Genomic DNA, 16,937 nt, shown 5'->3' with positions numbered 1-16,937 from the left:
TATCATAAATTCTTTGTTTAAAAAATGCAATATAAATTTTAAGAACATCTTCATAATAGAGGGCTGAAAATGATAACTAAGTATTTTATAGTTGTTGAGATTTTTTACGTGTGTATATTAGACTTTTTAAATACATTTGTTTGTTTAAGATATTGATAATGGTAGAAGTATAGTAAACTTGTGATAGATAAAATTAAAGGCAGGGAGTTGTAGCATGGTGAGTAATAGTATTATTTTTGTTGGATCAAGAGAGCGACCTAGGGATAATCGGTACTATTCTAAGGATAATTGGGGAATGTATCGCCAACCTTATAAAAAGGATTCTCAAAATCAATTAACATCTAGAGATTGTTTGTATCTAGATATCTGTGCTTGTGGTAGAAAAGGATTGTCTAATAAAAATATTCATAAAGAATCTAAAAAATTAGAGGTAAAATATCCAGGAGCTACATTGAAGATCGAAACAATTATAAAAGTATTGCAGGCGTATCGTTTATGTTTTGACGATAATACACTTCAATCGGAAAAAGAAGTGAGGATAAAAAAGAATTTAGAAAGCAATTTAAAACGGTTAAGAGTAAACGCTAAGGTTATAACATCCATTATGAATTATGAAAATAATAAAAAAGATTTTATTAAGCGAGGTGGAGCAGACTTTACTATTAAAAGTAATATAGAGAATAAAACATCAAAAATTAATCAGGAATTTTATCAAAAGTTGCACGATTATTTAATTGAAAGTATGGACTATAAAAAAACAATGCCCGAGGAGCTAAATAAAGAATTTACGAAAAGAAAACGTAGTGAAGAATATCTTGAACAACTCTTAAAGGCATATAAAGAAAAGAAACTATCACCTGAAAAAACTTTAGCCGTTATAAATGCTCAAAATAGCTTGGGTATTTTTAAAAAGGATATAAAAGGATTAAATCAATTATGGAAATAGCTTAAATGATACCGCTTAACTTTTAAACAGGTTAAACAAAAATGGAATAGATATTTCATTTACACATAATTATTGACACAATATTATAAAATTAATTTATTAAAAATATACGTATAGTATATAATAACTATATATAGTTTTTGTTAGGAGTTGATAAAAATGTGTAATGTAAAAAGAAATATTGGAGAAAAAATAAAATCTGCAAGACTTCAACAGAATCTTACAAGGGAAGTTGTATGTAATGATGAGTCTGAAATTACTATAAGACAACTAGCAAGAATTGAGTCAGGTGAATCATTACCAACATTACCCAAATTAAGGTTTTTAGCAAAAAAGTTAAATATATATATCTATAAGCTATTTGATTGATGACAATAGTCTTGAGAATCCCAAAGAATACTCTGTATTAAAGAATAAAATTATCAAGCAAACAATATATAATAATAATAGACTCGAAATAATCAATAGTTACTTCGATCAAATTTATGAAAAGTTTTATGATATTCTTAGTGAAGAAGAACAGCCAGTGAGTTAGTCAAGAAAAGTTGACTCGAGAAATTCTATTTTTTCTGTGTCTATTTTTGTGTCTTCGTTGACAAATTATGATTTAAAATATATTGAATAGGAGAAATTCCCCCTAATGATGTGTGGGGACGAATCACCATATAATAGTATTCAATATATTCACGTATAATTCGCTCTCCTTGGACCAACGAATGACACGTATGCCATTTTAATTCCTCTCGTTTCAAGCTACTAAAAAAAGACTCTATAACGGCATTGTCCCAACAATTCCCCTTACGGGACATACTTTGAATCCATTGATTCGCTTGGATTTTATTCACAACTTCTTTGCTCGTAAATTGACTACCTTGATCACTATGAAAAAGGATGGATTCAAAAGGGAAATTATTATTTACTTGATCAATTACATTGATTACTAGGGAAGTATCGCAGTTTAATCCTACTTTATAACCGACAATTGCTCTTGTAGCTAACTCAAGAGCTGCGCATAAATAAATCTTTTTTCCGTTGTGAAGCTTCCACTCCGTAATATCACAAACGATTCTCGGCTGTTCTTGTGTATCTTCTGATACCTCAAAACATCTATCTAACTTATTTTCAAAAGATTTATGAGGCTTATTTCTTCGTTTATAAGTTTTGACTGTTCTAGAAATAAGCCCATGTGCTTTTAAAACGGATTTAACAAAACCAAGAGAGACTTTAACTCCTTGATTGGTTAAATAATTATAAAGTTGTTGGGCTCCCATTTTTTGATTGCATTTAAAAAAGGTCTCAATAATTAGCTTTCTAAGGGTTCTGTATTTATTTTGCCGAGGAGTAGATTGATGTTTAATAAAACGATAGTATCCCTGACGGGATACTTGTAATCTCTGGCATAACCACTTGATACCAAATTCTTGATGATGTTGTCGAATAAATGAAAATCTTAAATGTTTTGGTTCTTGGCAAAGAAGGCGGTCGCTTTTTTTAAGAAATCATTTTCCTTTTTGAGTAATTTATTTTCCTTTTCCAGTTCTCGTTGTCTTTTTTCTAAATCAGCTTGCGTATTTGATTGTAGAGCTTCGTAAGCATCAATCCATCTTTTGATGATACCTTGACTCAAATTAAATTCCTTAGTTACACTTGCTTTTGTTCTGGCTTCTTTAACCACTAAATTAACACAATGTTGTTTGAAAGATTCTTCATATCTCATTGGAATAATCACCTCTACTAAATTTTAGTTAGTTTTCTATTCCCGTGTCAACTTTTAGTGTACTAGGTCAAAATACTAACTCTTTTTCTCTTAAACAAAGTATAAATTTCTAATTATCTTTTTATATTTTCTTAAATGCTCGTAAAGCCTTATTCTATGTGCTTTCGAGTATTTTTACTGTAGGAAGATACTTCACGTTTCTTTGCATATTTCCTCATGTCTTAGCTGTCAGAAGTGGTAAATAAGTAGTAAATTCATTTGTACTACTAAGCAACAAGACGCTCCTGTTGCTTCTCTTTATTCAAGCGTTTCATTTCTGCCATTGCAGAATCGAATGTTGCATGTGCGTAATAGTTCAGCGTCATGGCTATATTAGCATGTCCCATAATGTACTGTAATGCCTTTGGATTCATTCCTGCATTTGCATAGTTGGTACAGAATGTATGTCGCAAACTATGTGGAGTGATGTGTGGCAATTTATCCTCGTTATACTTATTGTATTTCTTAACAAGACCTTTCATCATGCCGTTGTAATCACTTGCCACTTTTGGATAGTTCTTTCTATTAAGAAAGAGGAAATCACTATATCCATCAATCTCAACACGCTTATCATTCTTTCGATTCGCTAACACTCGCTTAAATGCTTGATAGGCTTCTTCAACCATAGGAACTTGACGTTCGCCACTTTTGGTCTTTGGTGTTTCAATGTAGTACCCAATTTCAGTATCTCTCAATAGCTGATGGTCTATATTGACAAGACGATTCTCAAAATCTAAATCTGGAAGTGTCAAACCACCAAACTCTGAAATACGAAGACCTGTTTTTAAGAGTATCAGAATTTCATCATAATTTTTGCTGTAGGTTTTATCAGCTTTTGCAAAGGCTAACAGTTTTTCTTCCTGTTCTTCTGTTAGTACGGTCTTAGGGACAGTATCATCATCAAGAACTGCTTTCAGTTGAAAGTCAAATGGATTCTTCCGAACACAATCATCTTGTATAGCAATATAGAATGAAGCCTTTAAAGAACGTTTGTAGTTATTGATGGTTTGATAAGCATAACCATTTTCACTCATTCTAATAGCCCATTCTTTAGCGTCTGATGGCTTAATACTGTCAATACTTCTTACACCTAACTTGTCTTTCTTCAAAATATCCATAAGATATTTGCGTCCAGTTTCAGTGTTTTTTCTAACCTTTGGTCTTTGAGCGTTCTGTTTTGCGTAAAGCTGGCAGAGTGTCATTTTCTTTCCTACAACATCAATACCATCATGAATGTCTTTCTGTAACTCTGCGATTTTCTCTCTAAGTGAGATACAATCACGCTTTCCTGCTGGTACTCGGTCTGTAGCCACAAGTTTCCACGAGTAAACAAATTGCGGTTCTCCAAATGAATCTATATATTTGTATAAGTATCTTCCGTCTTTTCGTTGGCTCTCTCCAGTCTTTAAGATTCGACCTTTATTGTCACGTCTTTTTTCTGACATGGCATTTGCTCCTTTCCTTTATGGAAAGAGCCTTGATACGACTTAATACTATTTTATCATATACAAGACCCTTTGGCGACGCTAGATTGCGTCCAATGTATCTATAATTTTTTCAAATTGTTTTCGTTTAATCTGAATACGATTGCCATTCATAATCAGCCAATTTGCATTTTTATTTTCCTCTGCCAAGCGTCGTAGCTTGTTTTCGCCAATACGAAAATATTTTGACGCTTCTTCAATGGTTAGGGTATAACGTTCCCAAATAGGAATGTCAGTCTGCTTCATAAAATCCTCCTTTCCAAATCACTTATTTGGATTTCATAAAAGTTGTTTTACCAGCAATCGAACAGCTTTAGCAAAGCTCACGGGAGTTCCACCCCTGCATGGTTCTCATGTAGCCATACTCATTGCCTGCGACGGTTTTATCACGCTCGGACTATTGACTGTATGGGAGTATCATTATCACGATAAGAATGTCGTTGCAGGCAATCCTGCTAAAGATTGCTTCTCGGATCACTAACATGAATCGCTCGCTATCTTTATAAGATAGGTCATGGCGGTTAGTTCCGTTGGCTCTTTTCTTATCGAAACGTATTCGATTACTTTTATTCAGTTTTCAAAGAACAATGGCTCGTTAGCCTATCAAAACACATTGAAAGCTCAATATGCTTTGGTGGAATAACAAACCTCCCTGTTCGGGAAGCGTGGAATGGTTTAGCACGCTTCCACGAAAGGAGAGAGGATATTACTTAATTTCAAATGACAAAATCTTTGTAATCAGTCTGGTTTCCATTCTTCCACGTAAGACTTCATCAACGACCATACTTTGATTGCCATATTCATCTTTCATAAGTCGTAGGGAACGCTTCGTTATGTACCCTCTGTAATGATGTAGAATCTGGTTAATCGCTTCGGTATCGCCATCTGTTGCCTTTACAATGAGAGGAAAGGGAATCATAGGATATTGTGTTTTCATTCTTCAAATTCCTCCATAAACTTTTTAATTAAGGCTAGTCCACTGGTTCTATGCCGATAGACAGTAGAACGGTTCAATTTCAACAGGTCTGCAATTTCTGAATCGCTCATGTCCATAAAGTAAAACAGCAGTAGAATTTCACGTTTCTTGTCTGGCAACTCACGTAATGCTTCACTCAACAAATCATTTTCAACGCCTACTGATAACCCATTGAGTGTAAAAATCTGAAAGTCAGTTGAATAGTTATCTGTTGTCGCAAACTGGCTAACAAGATAATCGCCAACATCCGAAAAGGACACCTCACGCTTTGCAATCCTTGAAAGATAAAGCATATAATTCTTTCGCTCGTCTTCCATAGCACGTTTACAGATATAGTCAAACTGATTTTCTATTGTGGTCTGAAAAGAAGATGGTTTCATGTTTCTCACCCCCTTTCTGTCTAGGAAAGGAAGTGAGCCTTGCTCGTTTATCTCCTTTCACTCTTAGTCCCAATGTGAAAGGGGGATTTGTTGCATTACTGATAAATAAACTTTGTAAAAAAGTTCTGAATAGCCAAAAAAGCATATAAACAGATTTATTTCTCTGTTTACATGCTTCTGTTATTCTATCTATATGATTTATAAAACCACATTGGTGGACGTACTTATCTATTGCAGATAGACGACTTTTTTTGACAAGAACCCAATGTAAGGAAATTTATTGTATATGATGTACTTCATGGCGACGTTGACCTCCAACAAACCGCCATTTGGAAGTAATATACAATATTTTAACAGCGTAAATAGCACTACCATATAACGGTTTTTTTTATTGGCGTTTAGTAGTGCTTTTTATTAAATATAAACCTATAAACCATATAACACGTTTTTCTATACCTGTTTTTAATTCAGTAGGAACAATAAAATGTATAGAGGTGGTCTACTATGCGTAAAAAAGAAGATAAATATGATTTTAGAGCCTTTGGTTTAGCCATTAAAGAAGCTCGATTGAAACGAGGTTTAACTCGTGAACAAGTGGGAGCATTGATTGAAATTGACCCACGGTACTTAACTAATATTGAAAATAAAGGGCAACACCCCAGCATACAAGTTCTTTATGACCTTGTATCGTTACTTCATGTTTCCGTTGATGAATTTTTCTTACCTGCTAATAACTTGGTAAAAAGCACCCGACGATTACAGATAGAGAAATACATGGATAGCTTTACAGACAAAGAACTATCCTTAATGGAATCTTTAGCCAGCGGTATCAACGAAGCAAGAAACATCGAAGACTAATTAAAAGAATCCATACATAACGGAAAGAGCCGATAAAATGAGATTGTATTAATCTCATTTTATCGGCTCTGCGTCTTTGCGTCTGGCTCTGTAATCACAGTTACTTTGAACTGCTTTATTTCAATTAAATTTTCTTGTCTGCATTTCGGACAATAGAGGGGGAATTTTTTTAATTCAGTATCTTCCCTTATCTTTAATCGTGTTTTATTTCCACATACAGGACACAATATCCACTTGTAGTTTATAATAACTATCTCCTCCTTTACACTTTAATTCAAATCTTTATTAAAAAATATTTCATCTTATTTAACAAGAAACCATATTTATATAACAACATAAAATACACTAAGTTATTTTATTGAACATATATCGTACTTTATCTATCCGACTATTTGGACGACGGGGCTGGCAAACAGGTTCACCGGTAGTAACATGGTACCCTTTTAACTCTGTTAAACAAACACTACGTCCATTTGTAAAGAAAGTTAAATCACTACGATATTCTTGAATACACCGAGCAGGGATTTCTCCACTAAGAATGACCTCATTATTTTTCAATTGAGTGTCTACGATGTTCGCACAATATTTAGGAGCATCGTTGTATGCTCGTGAAAGATATTCCTGTGGCGCATAAATTTTAAAACTAAGATATGGCTCTAACAATTCTGTTCCAGCTTTTTTTAAGACTTGTTCCAATACAATAGGAGCAAGCATCCGAAAATCTGCTGGGGTACTAACAGGGCTATAGTATAAGCCATACTTAAAACAGATTTTACAGTCCGTCACATTCCAACCATACAATCCTTGTTCACAGCCATAGCGTATCCCCTCCATAACTGCATTTTGAAACGATTGATTTAAGTATCCAAGAGAAACCGAGCTCTCATACTGCACTCCGCTCCCTAATGGAAGCGGTGATACAGATAAACCAATGGAAGCCCAGAAAGGATTTGGCGGCACTTCGATGTGAATGGTATATTCTGCATTTTTTAACGGTCTCTCCATATAAATGACTGTAGGCTCTTTTAGTTCTATCTCCACATGATACTTTTCTTGCAACAGTGCACTAATCACTTCCATTTGTACTTTCCCTAAGAAAGAAAGTATAATTTCATGTGTCGTAGAATCCACGTAATATCGTAGAAGCGGATCACTATCTGAGATTTCCAAAAGGGCATCAAGCAACATTTCCCTTTGTTGAGGTTTGCTCGGTTCAACAGTCGTTTGCAGCAGAGGGAGGGGATTTTCAATTCTCTCTCTCTGTGGCAATAGCTTTGTATCTCCAAGAACACTATTTAACTTCAAAAACTCATTCTGCAAAATAACAATTTCCCCGGAATAAGCCTTATCGATTTTACATAATTCACCATTTATTGAAGTATACATTTCTGTAATTTTTATTTTTTCCTTTTCCGATATTCTAACCGAATCTCGCAAATGCAGTACGCCACTATAAAGACGTATATATGCAAGACGTTGTCTTTTTTTTGTATATTCAATTTTGAAAACATTTCCGCAAAGTTCAGACTGACCTCGATGTGTTGATGAATAAAATTTATTCGTAATCACTTCTATAAGGTTATCAATCCCTATATTGTTTTTTGCACTTCCGTGATAAACAGGGAACAGGGAACAATTCTGAAATCTTATGCTTTCCTCTTGTTCGAGTTCCAATGCTTCTAATGATTTACCGGACATATATTTCTCTAAAAGGTCATCGTTTCCCTCTATTACCGTATCCCATTGTTCAGATTCGGTAAAGTTCGTCACACACATATTAGGATACAGTTCTACCTTCTGTTTGATTACAATTTCGGCAGAAAGTTTCTCTTTAATATCCTGATAAACCGTTGATAAATCAATTCCATTTTGGTCAATCTTATTGATAAAAAAGATTGTGGGAATCCCCATTTTCCTAAGTGCATGAAATAATATACGAGTTTGTGCTTGTACGCCATCTTTTGCAGAAATCAGTAGAATTGCCCCATCTAAAACTGATAATGAACGATATACTTCTGCTAAGAAATCCATATGTCCTGGCGTGTCTATGATGTTCACCTTCGTATTTTCCCACTGAAAAGAGGTTATTCCTGTCTGAATTGTAATTCCTCTCTGACGTTCTAAAAGCGTATTATCCGTCCTCGTTGTACCTTTGTCCACGCTTCCTAATTCTGTAATCGCTCCACTGTTATATAATAAGCTTTCTGTTAAGGTAGTTTTTCCCGCATCAACATGAGCTAAAACTCCAATATTAATAATTTTCATGTGATTTTCCTCCATTCAAAAGCCCAAAAGGGCATAAAAATCCCAGTGATAAATACTCTTATCACTGGGATTTTTATGCATAACCATAGGCATACAAAGCATACAGATATTCTCCGGATACTTTAGAATCACATGATAAAGGTATTCTTAAACTGGGTACAAAAAACTAAGCCCTCCTAAAAAAGGACATCCAATTATTTGTTCCCACTATCAAATTGACAGTTTATTTAAGAATACCTTGCCGCATATTTATTAACTCCTTTTAAATAGATACTTAAATAATAGCACGTAAGAGCATATTTGTAAAGGAATCTCCAATTTTTTATCAAAGAGAGTACGTGATTACAAAATAGCTGTAATAATGTACCAATATTTGTTATTCTATAATCTTCCAATTACTCCCGTTCTTTTCAAGTACCAAATCAAATTGAGATACCTGCGTTGCTTTGGTCTGCTGGTCGATATACTCCACTGTCAGCGATACCGTGACTTGATTATCCTTACGATTGTGAATAGGATTTACCAGTTCTTGAAAGATGTACTCTTTTCCGATTGGTTTTAATATCCCGTCATTCACATAGTAGGAAAGTTCACTGGCTGTCGCTGTAGGATAGAGCTTGAAGAACGTCGTTAAAAACTCATTGATTTCATTGGTTGTAATGGAATCAACCGTCCCCTCACTTTCAATGGCTTTTGGTTTATAACTTGATTTCTTAGGTATGTTGGTAATGGTCGGATTCTTAACCAGTACCATATTTCCAGAACCATCTACATAGACACTCACTATATAAGCAGAGTGGACGGTCTTTGTATTTTCTCCCTCTGTAATGAGCTGGTCTACACTGTAGGTTACATTAAACTCATTGTCGCCAGTTGGCTCTACCGTCCATATCTGAAATCCTCTTACAGAAGACGATACAGGAATATCTTTGCGTACTGTATCAACATTGAGAGCTTGAAGTTCATCTGTCAGATAGCCTTTTAGACTTTCCATTCGATTATCAATGGACTTATCGGATTGCTCCCATGAATAGTAGACTTTCGCAAAGTTCTCTACAAAATTTTCTACATGATGAGTATCAACGTATTCCTTTTCTATGATAGTTGTTTCGTGAATAGTATGAGTATCTATAGCTGTAAAGTGCTTGAATATCGCAAAGCTGAAACTAAGCCCTAAAAGTACCCACAAGGCAATCACAACCTTTTTATGAGGATTGACCTTATAGACACGAGGTTTCTTTTCCTTTGGTATCTGTTTTTCTTTATTCTGATTTTTTCTAAATTTCATCATTAAATCTTCCTTTCTCATTGTTTGATTCGTCCTGCTCCCACTAAATGCTGTTGCCAGTAGGGGCTTGTTAAGTCGGCATAACCGATTGGGTCGCCTGCATGAAACATACGGTTATTGCCAAGGTATATCCCAACATGAGTAATATAAGAGCCAGCGTTATAGGTAGAATGAAAGAAAACCAAATCGCCAGCTTGTGCTTCCGATAGTGGGATATGCTGGGTCACATCATATTGCTGTTGTGCGGTTCGTGGTAAGTTAATTCCAGCTTTTCCATACGTCCATTGTGTCAGTCCGCTACAATCAAAAGAAGTAGTCGGGGAAGCTCCACCGTAAACGTATCGCCAGCCCTCATATTTCAGTGCTTCGTCCATGATGGCTTGTACCGTATCATCATCAAACTCTGTTGTGACAAGATACTGCGTTACCAGTTGCACATAAAACATATTGCCATAGTTGTATCGCCAGCCCCCATTGATAGGTATGGCTATGGGATTGGGGTAAGACACTTTTTCGCCACCTGAATACTCTTTTGAGAAACTTTGAGCCAGTTCAAAGGTATATTTATTTCCACGATTAGCCACATACCCTAAGAAACCACCACCATAATTGTAGGACTGGATAACCGATTCTAAATCTACACTGAGCCTTTCGCTACTGGCTAATAATTCACTGAAATACTTCACACCTTGCTTAATGGATTCTTCTGTACTCAATGAATTAGGTGGAAGACCGAGGGATTCCGAGGACTGCATAACATCTTCCGCAGTACCGCCCGATTCCACCTGTATAATCGCAAGAAGTATGTTGACATATTCTTCAACGCCATATTCTTTGGCATATTTTTCTACCATAGGCTTATGAGCCAGCACTTCTGCGGAAACATTCACACCTCCATAATGAATATTGGAAATTCCGCTGTCCTGTTCATCTGAAAATAAAATGGCAACAAACAGAAGCAGTGAGAAGACCATCAAGAATAATCCAGAACCACCAATCACTAAAGTTTTCAACTTCATGGTTTCTTACCGACTTTCTTAATGGTGGCGGTTTTGATTGGTGGTCTACTTCTTGTATTTTGTAGTGGTACTCTTTGAACAGTAGACGGACGTTCTTTTGTGATTGGACGTTGTGAAGTTCTATCTGCTGTAGTGGTTGAAGTTGCTGGCTTTTGAACGGTTTTTTCTTGAACGGTATTGCCTTGGCGTTCCACTTTTGGACTTGAAAAATCGGACTTAACTGCTGGACGCTCTTGTTTGGCTTGTTGAGATTCCTTATATGAAGTCTGAATATTAGACTGTTTTGAGGTCTGTTCATCATGATATTGTTCTTGTCTTGTAGTCGGTCTTTCATGAACAGAAGAAGCAGGCTGTTTTTTCTGTTTGACCTGTTCCATTTCAGAGCGACGCTTCGCAATGGTTTTTCGCCTTTGTTCCTGCTGTTCCTTGCGTCCACTGGCTCTGTCCGCTTTGGTTTGAGAAATACTACTGGTTAAATCACGGACATTCTCTTTTACTTTGGATTTTCCTTGATATACTGCATATCTTGCATTGGTCGGCAAATCTTTAACCTGTTCTTTCAAACCACTAGCAGTGTCTACCATTCTGTCTTTGGTATCAGCTACTGTACCGATGGTTTGACCGATACGTTTTCCAAGTGTTGATTTTTCCTTTCCGTCTGGTCGGGAGTGATCTGCTTGTGTCCTTGCAGAACTCCCCGAACCCGACTGTCCTTTTTTACCTGTAACAATGGCAGACCCAGCCCCTAGAGTAGTCATGGAACGTCCAAGTTTCCGCTGTAGACGGTGCATGTGAGCGTGCATAAGCATACGAGGTTTTCTCATCACACGACTTCCCACACTTTGAGAATCGTTACTCTGTAGAGAAAACATACTCATTAAATCGCCCAGCTTGAAGTAGATTCCTGCAAAGGTCACAATCTGTAGAAAAGCAATCAAAAAGAACGGATAACCAGCCGATAAGGTATAGAGCATGGTTGAAATACTAAATGCTGTCGTAATAATCAATGTGATTCCAGCTCGTGTCAAAATGGTATTAAAGAGCTTTGTTATGGCTCGTTTTGACATACCATCAAATGATGGAATCATGCTTAAAATAAAGCTCACAGGCAGAAACATAGCATAGATGATAAAAAGTACCTGCGAGAAAATCATGATTCCTGTTAATAGGAATACAAATATGGAAATCCCAATATTGAAGACAAATAGGAAGAAGACTGTACCTAAACGGTTAATGGTCTTTGTAATGGTTAGATTGGTATTGCTTCTGTCTTCAATTTCTTCCGCAACAATTTTTTCTCTGTCTTCGCCATTGTTGGAATCTGGGCTGGTGGAGAGCAGGCTTTCCACACGGTCAATACCGATACTTTCAATGTCTGAACTGTTGTATTGAAGCAGTAGCCACGGTTGCTGAACCTGTATGGAAAACAGGCTATCTCTGATTAAGTCCACGCTGTCCTTGCCTTGACTATCGGAATGGGGCATGACAATCTTCGTGCCAAGTGATAAACTGGCATTACTGATGTCTGATGAAAAGTCATTGATTTTTTTAATGTAGTCGGGAGCGTAGGCAATAAAGGAAGCCGATAGGATAAACACCAGCACAAAATTCATAATGGCATGAATTGCCTTTGTGGTTTCTCTCTTTATCAGTCCCGTATAGGCAACATAAACCCCAAGAACCAAAATCAAGAGTAAGAGGAATCCAACATAGAAACCCTCTGTTGAAAATCCGTTTGCACTCACACCAGCTAAGGTCTGCATATTCTTACCAATGGAATCTGCTGTAGCGGAAATGAAGTCTAAGGAATAGGCTTCCTGTACTAAGTAACCTGTCGCATTGGAAACATACAAACTGATTGTCCAAATAAAATTGGTAATGGCATATAGTCCATACATGACCTGTTTTCCAATCCCGTCCGACCAGTTCCACGGAAGCCAGCCCCAGCTATTATCCACATAAAAATCCAGTTGATAGTTTTCAAGTGGGTATCGGCTGTATTCATTTGCCACATTGACCGTATCATCTACCAAGCCCGCAGCTTGAACCACCGTTCCCAGCATGGCTAAAAGAAAAATGGCAATCACAAGTGTGAAAGCCACTGTCATTGCCACTTTACCTAGACGTTTCAGCGTCCAGTTTGATTTTATTCTGTTTACTATTGATGGTTTCACATTTACACCTCTTTTCGCACAGGTGGTCTGGTATCAAAGGCATGGAGCAGTTCTTCAAATACAGGGTGGAACTGTATCACACCGACACGACCATATAAATCACTGATAAGGCATTGCCCGTTTTCCAAATCACGCAATCGCTTCTGATTGTTTTCGTCCTCTGGGTCTACACCAAAAAAGGCTAAGGTCTTTTTAATCTCGTTAAGGTCAGTGGAACGAAATGCAAATTTTAAGCCGAGGTTATTTTTCAGTTTTTCATCTAAGAGGTCGTCTGTATTTTGGGTCACGAAATATACCCCAGCGTTCATAGCACGACCAGCCCGAACCAGCTTCATAGATAGTGTTTTTCCTTGTGCTACCTGTAAAAAGCTCCATGCTTCGTCTAAATCTACAATCTTGAAAATGCTTCGGTCTGTATGGATAAAGTCTAAAGCAAAGGTACTAATGACAATCAGCATAGCAACGGATAAAAGCTCCATAGTGGTATATTCCTCAAAGGAAGTTTCCTTGTCGGGAAGTACCAAGTCCGCAACCTGTATAATGTTCAGTTGTTTTTCTAAGCTGATAGACTGCTCCACATAACCATTACTGAATAATAAATGTGCAAAGTCATAGTCTGTAAAACTTTCGATATGGTCGGCTATACTGGTACTTAGTGGCGTATTCTCAACCCGTAATTCCTCAATCACTTTCATCAACCCTCGTACTTCACTATTGGTTACTGCACGAATGGCTTTTCTAAGGATTGGGAAGCGTTCCCCATCACGAGAGGAAATCCCCGTAAGGAATGTCAGAATATCAATAGCCAGTGATTCAGAATCTTTGGGATTTTTCATAATCACATAAGGGTCAAGTAAGCCTTTGTTTTTCTCATCAGAAGTCAGAGTGACGATATTGATTTCATGGGAAATCTCTGGCAAGGTTTCTTTCCATCTGCCACGTTCTGCTTTTGGGTCTACAATCACTGCTTGTGCCCCATAAAGCACCGCATAATAGACGATAAGGTTATTCGCAAAGGATTTACCACCACCCAGCGAACCAACAAAAGCCGACGCTAACGCATTGGTTACTGAACCCTTAACCCCTTGACTGGCAAGAGCAGGTTTCAGATAGACATTGCGTCCAGTATCTAAGCTGTAGCCAACATAAATCCCCTCATTTTCCCCCAGCATTTGAGTAGCACCAAAACCTAAACCAGCGAGGAAATCAGAGGTCACGTATTGAATATAATCATTCATATAACGCTTGCTGGCAGGTAAAAATTCTTCATGTAAGCCGAGCATATCCCCAAATGGTCGTACCAGTTTTACGCTTAAATCGTCATAAAAATCTTTCACTTCATTACAACGACGTTTGAGTTCGTCAAGATCATTTGCTGATACCCTTACCACATAAGACAGCTTGTACATAGATTCCTTGCTTTGGTCTAAATTGGTTTCCAGCTCATTCACACTTTCCAGAGCTTCCGCCACATTGGAGCTGGTTTCATTATCACTTTGCCAAGCGTGGTTATCCAAGTCTTTCAGTTCTTTCTTTTTATTGCGGACAGTAGATAGGGCTTTACGATTCGCTACAATTTCCACATTCATTGACGTATCAATCGGGAATGTAAATTGCTGTTGCTGGTAGTAGAAGATTTCAGAGGACGGGAAGTCCAGTTCTCCGACAATGCTGTTAATGGTAAAGTAAGCTACATAGACGGTTTCATCTTCCTGCTGGATTTTCAAATATCGCTGTTTTTCTTCCACCAAACAGCGAGTAGGCTTAATCAAGTCATAGTATTTAATCAGCGTTTCATTATCCAGCTTTTTCTTTGATAGATGGTACTCATACTCTTCATAGGCAGTGCCTGTCTGTCCGTAAAGGTGTTCAATCAGATAGCCGAAGTCGTCCTTATCTAACCTGCGGATTTTGAAACGACGAGAGATTTTATTTTCTAAGAGCTTTTCCATCTTCTGAAAACGCAGGATTTCATCATTACTCATACTAACAAAATCGCCCATCAGCTTATGGTTCACATCATAGACAAAATCAGACAAAGCATTTTTTGCTTCAACGGTAAGACTTTTCATAGAAAACTCCTGATCGTTGAGAAGCAACTTAAAGCCGATAAAGAAACGGTAGTTCACTTGATTTTCGCCAATCATGGATATTAAAGCGTCTGTCTGTTGGTCGATTTTGTCATAGGCAACCGCTTTGAGCTTGCCAGTGACTTCATTTTTGGAACGCTCTTGTGCAGAACGTATGCTGGATTCTGTACTGATTTGTAAAGCATGAATTTTGCCATCACGATTTTGTGCGATAAGCTGTCTGAAAGAATCATGCACTTGTATTTTCTGTTCTGGACTTAGAAATGAGTAATTGTAAGGAACAAGCTCATAGTAAGCATAACATTCCCCGTCTTTATTCCAGACGAGATTGTTTTCAATGTATTTAATTGGATATGCCATAAAATTCACTCCTAACTGCTGTAATGGCTTCTTGTGGCTGGTTTCTGCCAAGCGTTACTTTTTTTCCTGCATAGGTCAGCTTTGGTCGCAGTGCATAAGCAATGACAGACTTCAAAAATCCATAAGGCTTTTTACCATCAAAAGTTTTTGTAGACATAAACCATGTGAAAGCCACAGGAATCCCAAAGTATTTGAGAAATGCTCCCTCTATCATGGAAAGAGGGGGCAAGTTGCCAAGTATCATCACTGCAAAGAGTGACACGACAAACCATGTCATTTGCGTAAAGGTTATGGGAAACGGAAGTCTAAAATCATTGATAGAATACAGTACCTTTTCCACAGACCAGATACTGGTATAGCTTCGTATTTTCTTCATGTAATCAATCCTTTCATAAAAAATAGGGGTAGCTGATTGAGCCACCCCGTAAAATAGAAAATCTGCCAGTAGTAATGTACCGACAGATTTAATAGACGATTTCAAAAATCCCATGATTGGTTGAGATAAACGTTCCTGAAAGGTCTAAATCCCGACCATAGGCTTGATAATCAATATAGTTTTGAAGACTAGCTGGTACTTCGCCTAAAGCACCCGTTTCTTCAATGTAGTAGCGTGCCACGTCATACATATCATCACAATCGGAATGAATGATAATATCCTCTTGATGTTCGCTTAGTTCTTCAATGCTTGAAAAATGAGTGAGCAGAGCAGATAGCTCCGATTGTAATTCTTCGGGTAATTCCGATACCATTTCCCATAGTCGATTGAGTTTGCCAATGGAAGTGTGTTCGTCAACCGTAAAGGGTAACTCGTAGTCATGAATGGCGTATTCCTCATATTCATCATTCAAGCCGATTTTCTCTTTGACTTCCTCAAAGTCAATGGGAAAGGTAAACCACGCACCGACCAATTCGCCCTCATTGTATTTGCCTAAATTCGCAATATAGACTTGCATATCGTCCATATATTCACGTCCTTTCTTTGTAGAGATTCAAAAATCCCTACCGCACTTCGTTTGGTGTACCATTCCTTTGCGGAACATAAGAAAACCACTTATATTCCACAAAAGAACGGTTTTATTTAAGCACCAATAATGCGATTGAATAGCTCTAGTAAAATGTCTTTTACTCCAGCAGCGTTGAAGACTAAGCCAACCGCAATAATCGCAATAATTAAAAAGCCAATCAGTTTGCTAAACTCACGCTTGAAGCCAAGATACAAGCCAATCACAACGATTGCTAAAAGCACCAGTGATTGAGCGTTTGATAGAAACCAGTTATAAAGGTTTTGTCCAAAATTCATAAAAATGTTCTCCTCTCTATATTCAATGAATTTGTATTTGA

The 16,937-nt window shown here is 37.1% G+C and carries 20 protein-coding genes and 1 pseudogene; 5 read left to right on the top strand and 16 right to left on the bottom strand.

Annotated features, from left to right (window positions below; all coding sequences use genetic code 11):
• Positions 1–217 precede the first annotated feature (217 nt).
• The 3 genes from M2919_RS04615 (at position 218) to M2919_RS10105 (ending at position 1,481) form a co-directional block, all read left to right on the top strand.
• The gene (locus M2919_RS04615; RefSeq protein ID WP_152514069.1) at positions 218–946 is read left to right on the top strand and encodes a hypothetical protein; all 729 of its coding nucleotides are present in this window, start codon (positions 218–220) and stop codon (positions 944–946) included.
• 159 nt (positions 947–1,105) lie between these two features.
• Positions 1,106–1,315: a helix-turn-helix domain-containing protein gene (locus tag M2919_RS04610; RefSeq protein WP_248849414.1), complete on the top strand. Its 210-nt coding sequence runs from the start codon at positions 1,106–1,108 to the stop codon at positions 1,313–1,315.
• On the top strand, positions 1,308–1,481 hold the full coding sequence (locus tag M2919_RS10105; RefSeq protein WP_420857193.1) for a hypothetical protein: 174 nt from the start codon (positions 1,308–1,310) through the stop codon (positions 1,479–1,481). Before M2919_RS04610 ends, M2919_RS10105 begins: the two co-directional genes overlap by 8 nt.
• A gap of 40 nt (positions 1,482–1,521) precedes the next feature.
• Here the strand turns inward: M2919_RS10105 and M2919_RS04605 are convergent, their stop codons facing one another.
• The 4 genes from M2919_RS04605 to M2919_RS04590 form a co-directional block, all read right to left on the bottom strand.
• Positions 1,522–2,385, bottom strand: coding sequence for an IS3 family transposase (locus M2919_RS04605; RefSeq protein ID WP_248849478.1), 864 nt, complete (start codon positions 2,383–2,385; stop codon positions 1,522–1,524).
• Between the two features lie 11 nt (positions 2,386–2,396).
• Positions 2,397–2,663, bottom strand: a complete 267-nt coding sequence (locus M2919_RS04600) for a transposase (protein WP_248849413.1) — start codon at positions 2,661–2,663, stop codon at positions 2,397–2,399.
• Between the two features lie 266 nt (positions 2,664–2,929).
• Positions 2,930–4,147, bottom strand: coding sequence for a tyrosine-type recombinase/integrase (locus tag M2919_RS04595; RefSeq protein ID WP_001291561.1), 1,218 nt, complete (start codon positions 4,145–4,147; stop codon positions 2,930–2,932).
• 81 nt (positions 4,148–4,228) lie between these two features.
• Entirely contained in the window at positions 4,229–4,432 is a 204-nt protein-coding gene (locus M2919_RS04590) for an excisionase (protein WP_000814511.1), read from the bottom strand.
• Positions 4,433–4,700: 268 nt separating this feature from the next.
• Here M2919_RS04590 and M2919_RS10065 point away from each other — a divergent pair, with 268 nt between their 5' ends.
• On the top strand, positions 4,701–4,829 hold the full coding sequence (locus M2919_RS10065) for a hypothetical protein (protein ID WP_000301356.1): 129 nt from the start codon (positions 4,701–4,703) through the stop codon (positions 4,827–4,829).
• Positions 4,830–4,892: 63 nt separating this feature from the next.
• Here M2919_RS10065 and M2919_RS04580 read toward each other — a convergent pair whose 3' ends face one another.
• On the bottom strand, positions 4,893–5,123 hold the full coding sequence (locus M2919_RS04580; RefSeq protein WP_000857133.1) for a helix-turn-helix domain-containing protein: 231 nt from the start codon (positions 5,121–5,123) through the stop codon (positions 4,893–4,895).
• The gene (locus M2919_RS04575; protein WP_000804885.1) at positions 5,120–5,542 is read right to left on the bottom strand and encodes a sigma-70 family RNA polymerase sigma factor; all 423 of its coding nucleotides are present in this window, start codon (positions 5,540–5,542) and stop codon (positions 5,120–5,122) included. Before M2919_RS04575 ends, M2919_RS04580 begins: the two co-directional genes overlap by 4 nt.
• A 504-nt stretch (positions 5,543–6,046) precedes the next feature.
• Between M2919_RS04575 and M2919_RS04570 the strand changes: the two genes are divergently transcribed.
• Entirely contained in the window at positions 6,047–6,400 is a 354-nt protein-coding gene (locus tag M2919_RS04570; RefSeq protein ID WP_001227347.1) for a helix-turn-helix transcriptional regulator, read from the top strand.
• Between the two features lie 59 nt (positions 6,401–6,459).
• Here M2919_RS04570 and M2919_RS04565 read toward each other — a convergent pair whose 3' ends face one another.
• From M2919_RS04565 to M2919_RS04520, 10 genes and pseudogenes are all read right to left on the bottom strand, one after another.
• On the bottom strand, positions 6,460–6,627 hold the full coding sequence (locus M2919_RS04565; protein WP_000336323.1) for a cysteine-rich KTR domain-containing protein: 168 nt from the start codon (positions 6,625–6,627) through the stop codon (positions 6,460–6,462).
• Positions 6,628–6,745: 118 nt separating this feature from the next.
• Complete coding sequence (gene tet(M), locus M2919_RS04560) at positions 6,746–8,665, bottom strand: tetracycline resistance ribosomal protection protein Tet(M) (protein ID WP_000691746.1); 1,920 nt, start codon at positions 8,663–8,665, stop codon at positions 6,746–6,748.
• Positions 8,666–8,680: 15 nt separating this feature from the next.
• Positions 8,681–8,728: pseudogene (locus M2919_RS10100) on the bottom strand (hypothetical protein); the annotation flags it as partial.
• 313 nt (positions 8,729–9,041) lie between these two features.
• Entirely contained in the window at positions 9,042–9,974 is a 933-nt protein-coding gene (locus M2919_RS04550) for a conjugal transfer protein (protein WP_001224318.1), read from the bottom strand.
• A complete protein-coding gene (locus M2919_RS04545) occupies positions 9,971–10,972 on the bottom strand; it encodes a bifunctional lytic transglycosylase/C40 family peptidase (protein ID WP_000769868.1) in 1,002 nt (333 codons plus the stop codon). Before M2919_RS04545 ends, M2919_RS04550 begins: the two co-directional genes overlap by 4 nt.
• Positions 10,969–13,146 carry a CD3337/EF1877 family mobilome membrane protein gene (locus M2919_RS04540; RefSeq protein ID WP_000804748.1) on the bottom strand — a complete coding sequence of 726 codons (2,178 nt, stop codon included), beginning with the start codon at positions 13,144–13,146 and terminating at the stop codon, positions 10,969–10,971. The genes M2919_RS04545 and M2919_RS04540 overlap by 4 nt, the downstream gene beginning before the upstream one ends.
• A 2-nt stretch (positions 13,147–13,148) precedes the next feature.
• Positions 13,149–15,596, bottom strand: a complete 2,448-nt coding sequence (gene tcpF, locus M2919_RS04535; protein ID WP_000331160.1) for a conjugal transfer ATPase TcpF — start codon at positions 15,594–15,596, stop codon at positions 13,149–13,151.
• Positions 15,580–15,972, bottom strand: coding sequence for a conjugal transfer protein (locus M2919_RS04530; RefSeq protein ID WP_000723888.1), 393 nt, complete (start codon positions 15,970–15,972; stop codon positions 15,580–15,582). Before M2919_RS04530 ends, tcpF begins: the two co-directional genes overlap by 17 nt.
• 88 nt (positions 15,973–16,060) lie before the next feature.
• Complete coding sequence (locus M2919_RS04525; protein ID WP_248849412.1) at positions 16,061–16,558, bottom strand: antirestriction protein ArdA; 498 nt, start codon at positions 16,556–16,558, stop codon at positions 16,061–16,063.
• Between the two features lie 116 nt (positions 16,559–16,674).
• On the bottom strand, positions 16,675–16,896 hold the full coding sequence (locus M2919_RS04520) for a hypothetical protein (protein WP_001009056.1): 222 nt from the start codon (positions 16,894–16,896) through the stop codon (positions 16,675–16,677).
• Positions 16,897–16,937 lie beyond the last annotated feature (41 nt).

This window comes from Vagococcus lutrae, assembly GCF_023299185.1.
Taxonomy (GTDB): domain Bacteria; phylum Bacillota; class Bacilli; order Lactobacillales; family Vagococcaceae; genus Vagococcus_A; species Vagococcus_A lutrae.
This window is presented reverse-complemented; position numbering and strand designations above follow the sequence as displayed.

Coding starts and splice junctions, on each gene's coding strand:
- M2919_RS04610 (WP_248849414.1), top strand. CDS start 1,106: ATGTGTAATGTAAAAAGAAATATTGGAGAAAAAATAAAATCTGCAAGA.
- M2919_RS04600 (WP_248849413.1), bottom strand. CDS start 2,663: ATGAGATATGAAGAATCTTTCAAACAACATTGTGTTAATTTAGTGGTT.
- M2919_RS04595 (WP_001291561.1), bottom strand. CDS start 4,147: ATGTCAGAAAAAAGACGTGACAATAAAGGTCGAATCTTAAAGACTGGA.
- M2919_RS04590 (WP_000814511.1), bottom strand. CDS start 4,432: ATGAAGCAGACTGACATTCCTATTTGGGAACGTTATACCCTAACCATT.
- M2919_RS10065 (WP_000301356.1), top strand. CDS start 4,701: ATGGCGGTTAGTTCCGTTGGCTCTTTTCTTATCGAAACGTATTCGATT.
- M2919_RS04580 (WP_000857133.1), bottom strand. CDS start 5,123: ATGAAAACACAATATCCTATGATTCCCTTTCCTCTCATTGTAAAGGCA.
- M2919_RS04575 (WP_000804885.1), bottom strand. CDS start 5,542: ATGAAACCATCTTCTTTTCAGACCACAATAGAAAATCAGTTTGACTAT.
- M2919_RS04570 (WP_001227347.1), top strand. CDS start 6,047: ATGCGTAAAAAAGAAGATAAATATGATTTTAGAGCCTTTGGTTTAGCC.
- M2919_RS04550 (WP_001224318.1), bottom strand. CDS start 9,974: ATGAGAAAGGAAGATTTAATGATGAAATTTAGAAAAAATCAGAATAAA.
- M2919_RS04545 (WP_000769868.1), bottom strand. CDS start 10,972: ATGAAGTTGAAAACTTTAGTGATTGGTGGTTCTGGATTATTCTTGATG.
- tcpF (WP_000331160.1), bottom strand. CDS start 15,596: ATGGCATATCCAATTAAATACATTGAAAACAATCTCGTCTGGAATAAA.
- M2919_RS04530 (WP_000723888.1), bottom strand. CDS start 15,972: ATGAAGAAAATACGAAGCTATACCAGTATCTGGTCTGTGGAAAAGGTA.
- M2919_RS04525 (WP_248849412.1), bottom strand. CDS start 16,558: ATGGACGATATGCAAGTCTATATTGCGAATTTAGGCAAATACAATGAG.
- M2919_RS04520 (WP_001009056.1), bottom strand. CDS start 16,896: ATGAATTTTGGACAAAACCTTTATAACTGGTTTCTATCAAACGCTCAA.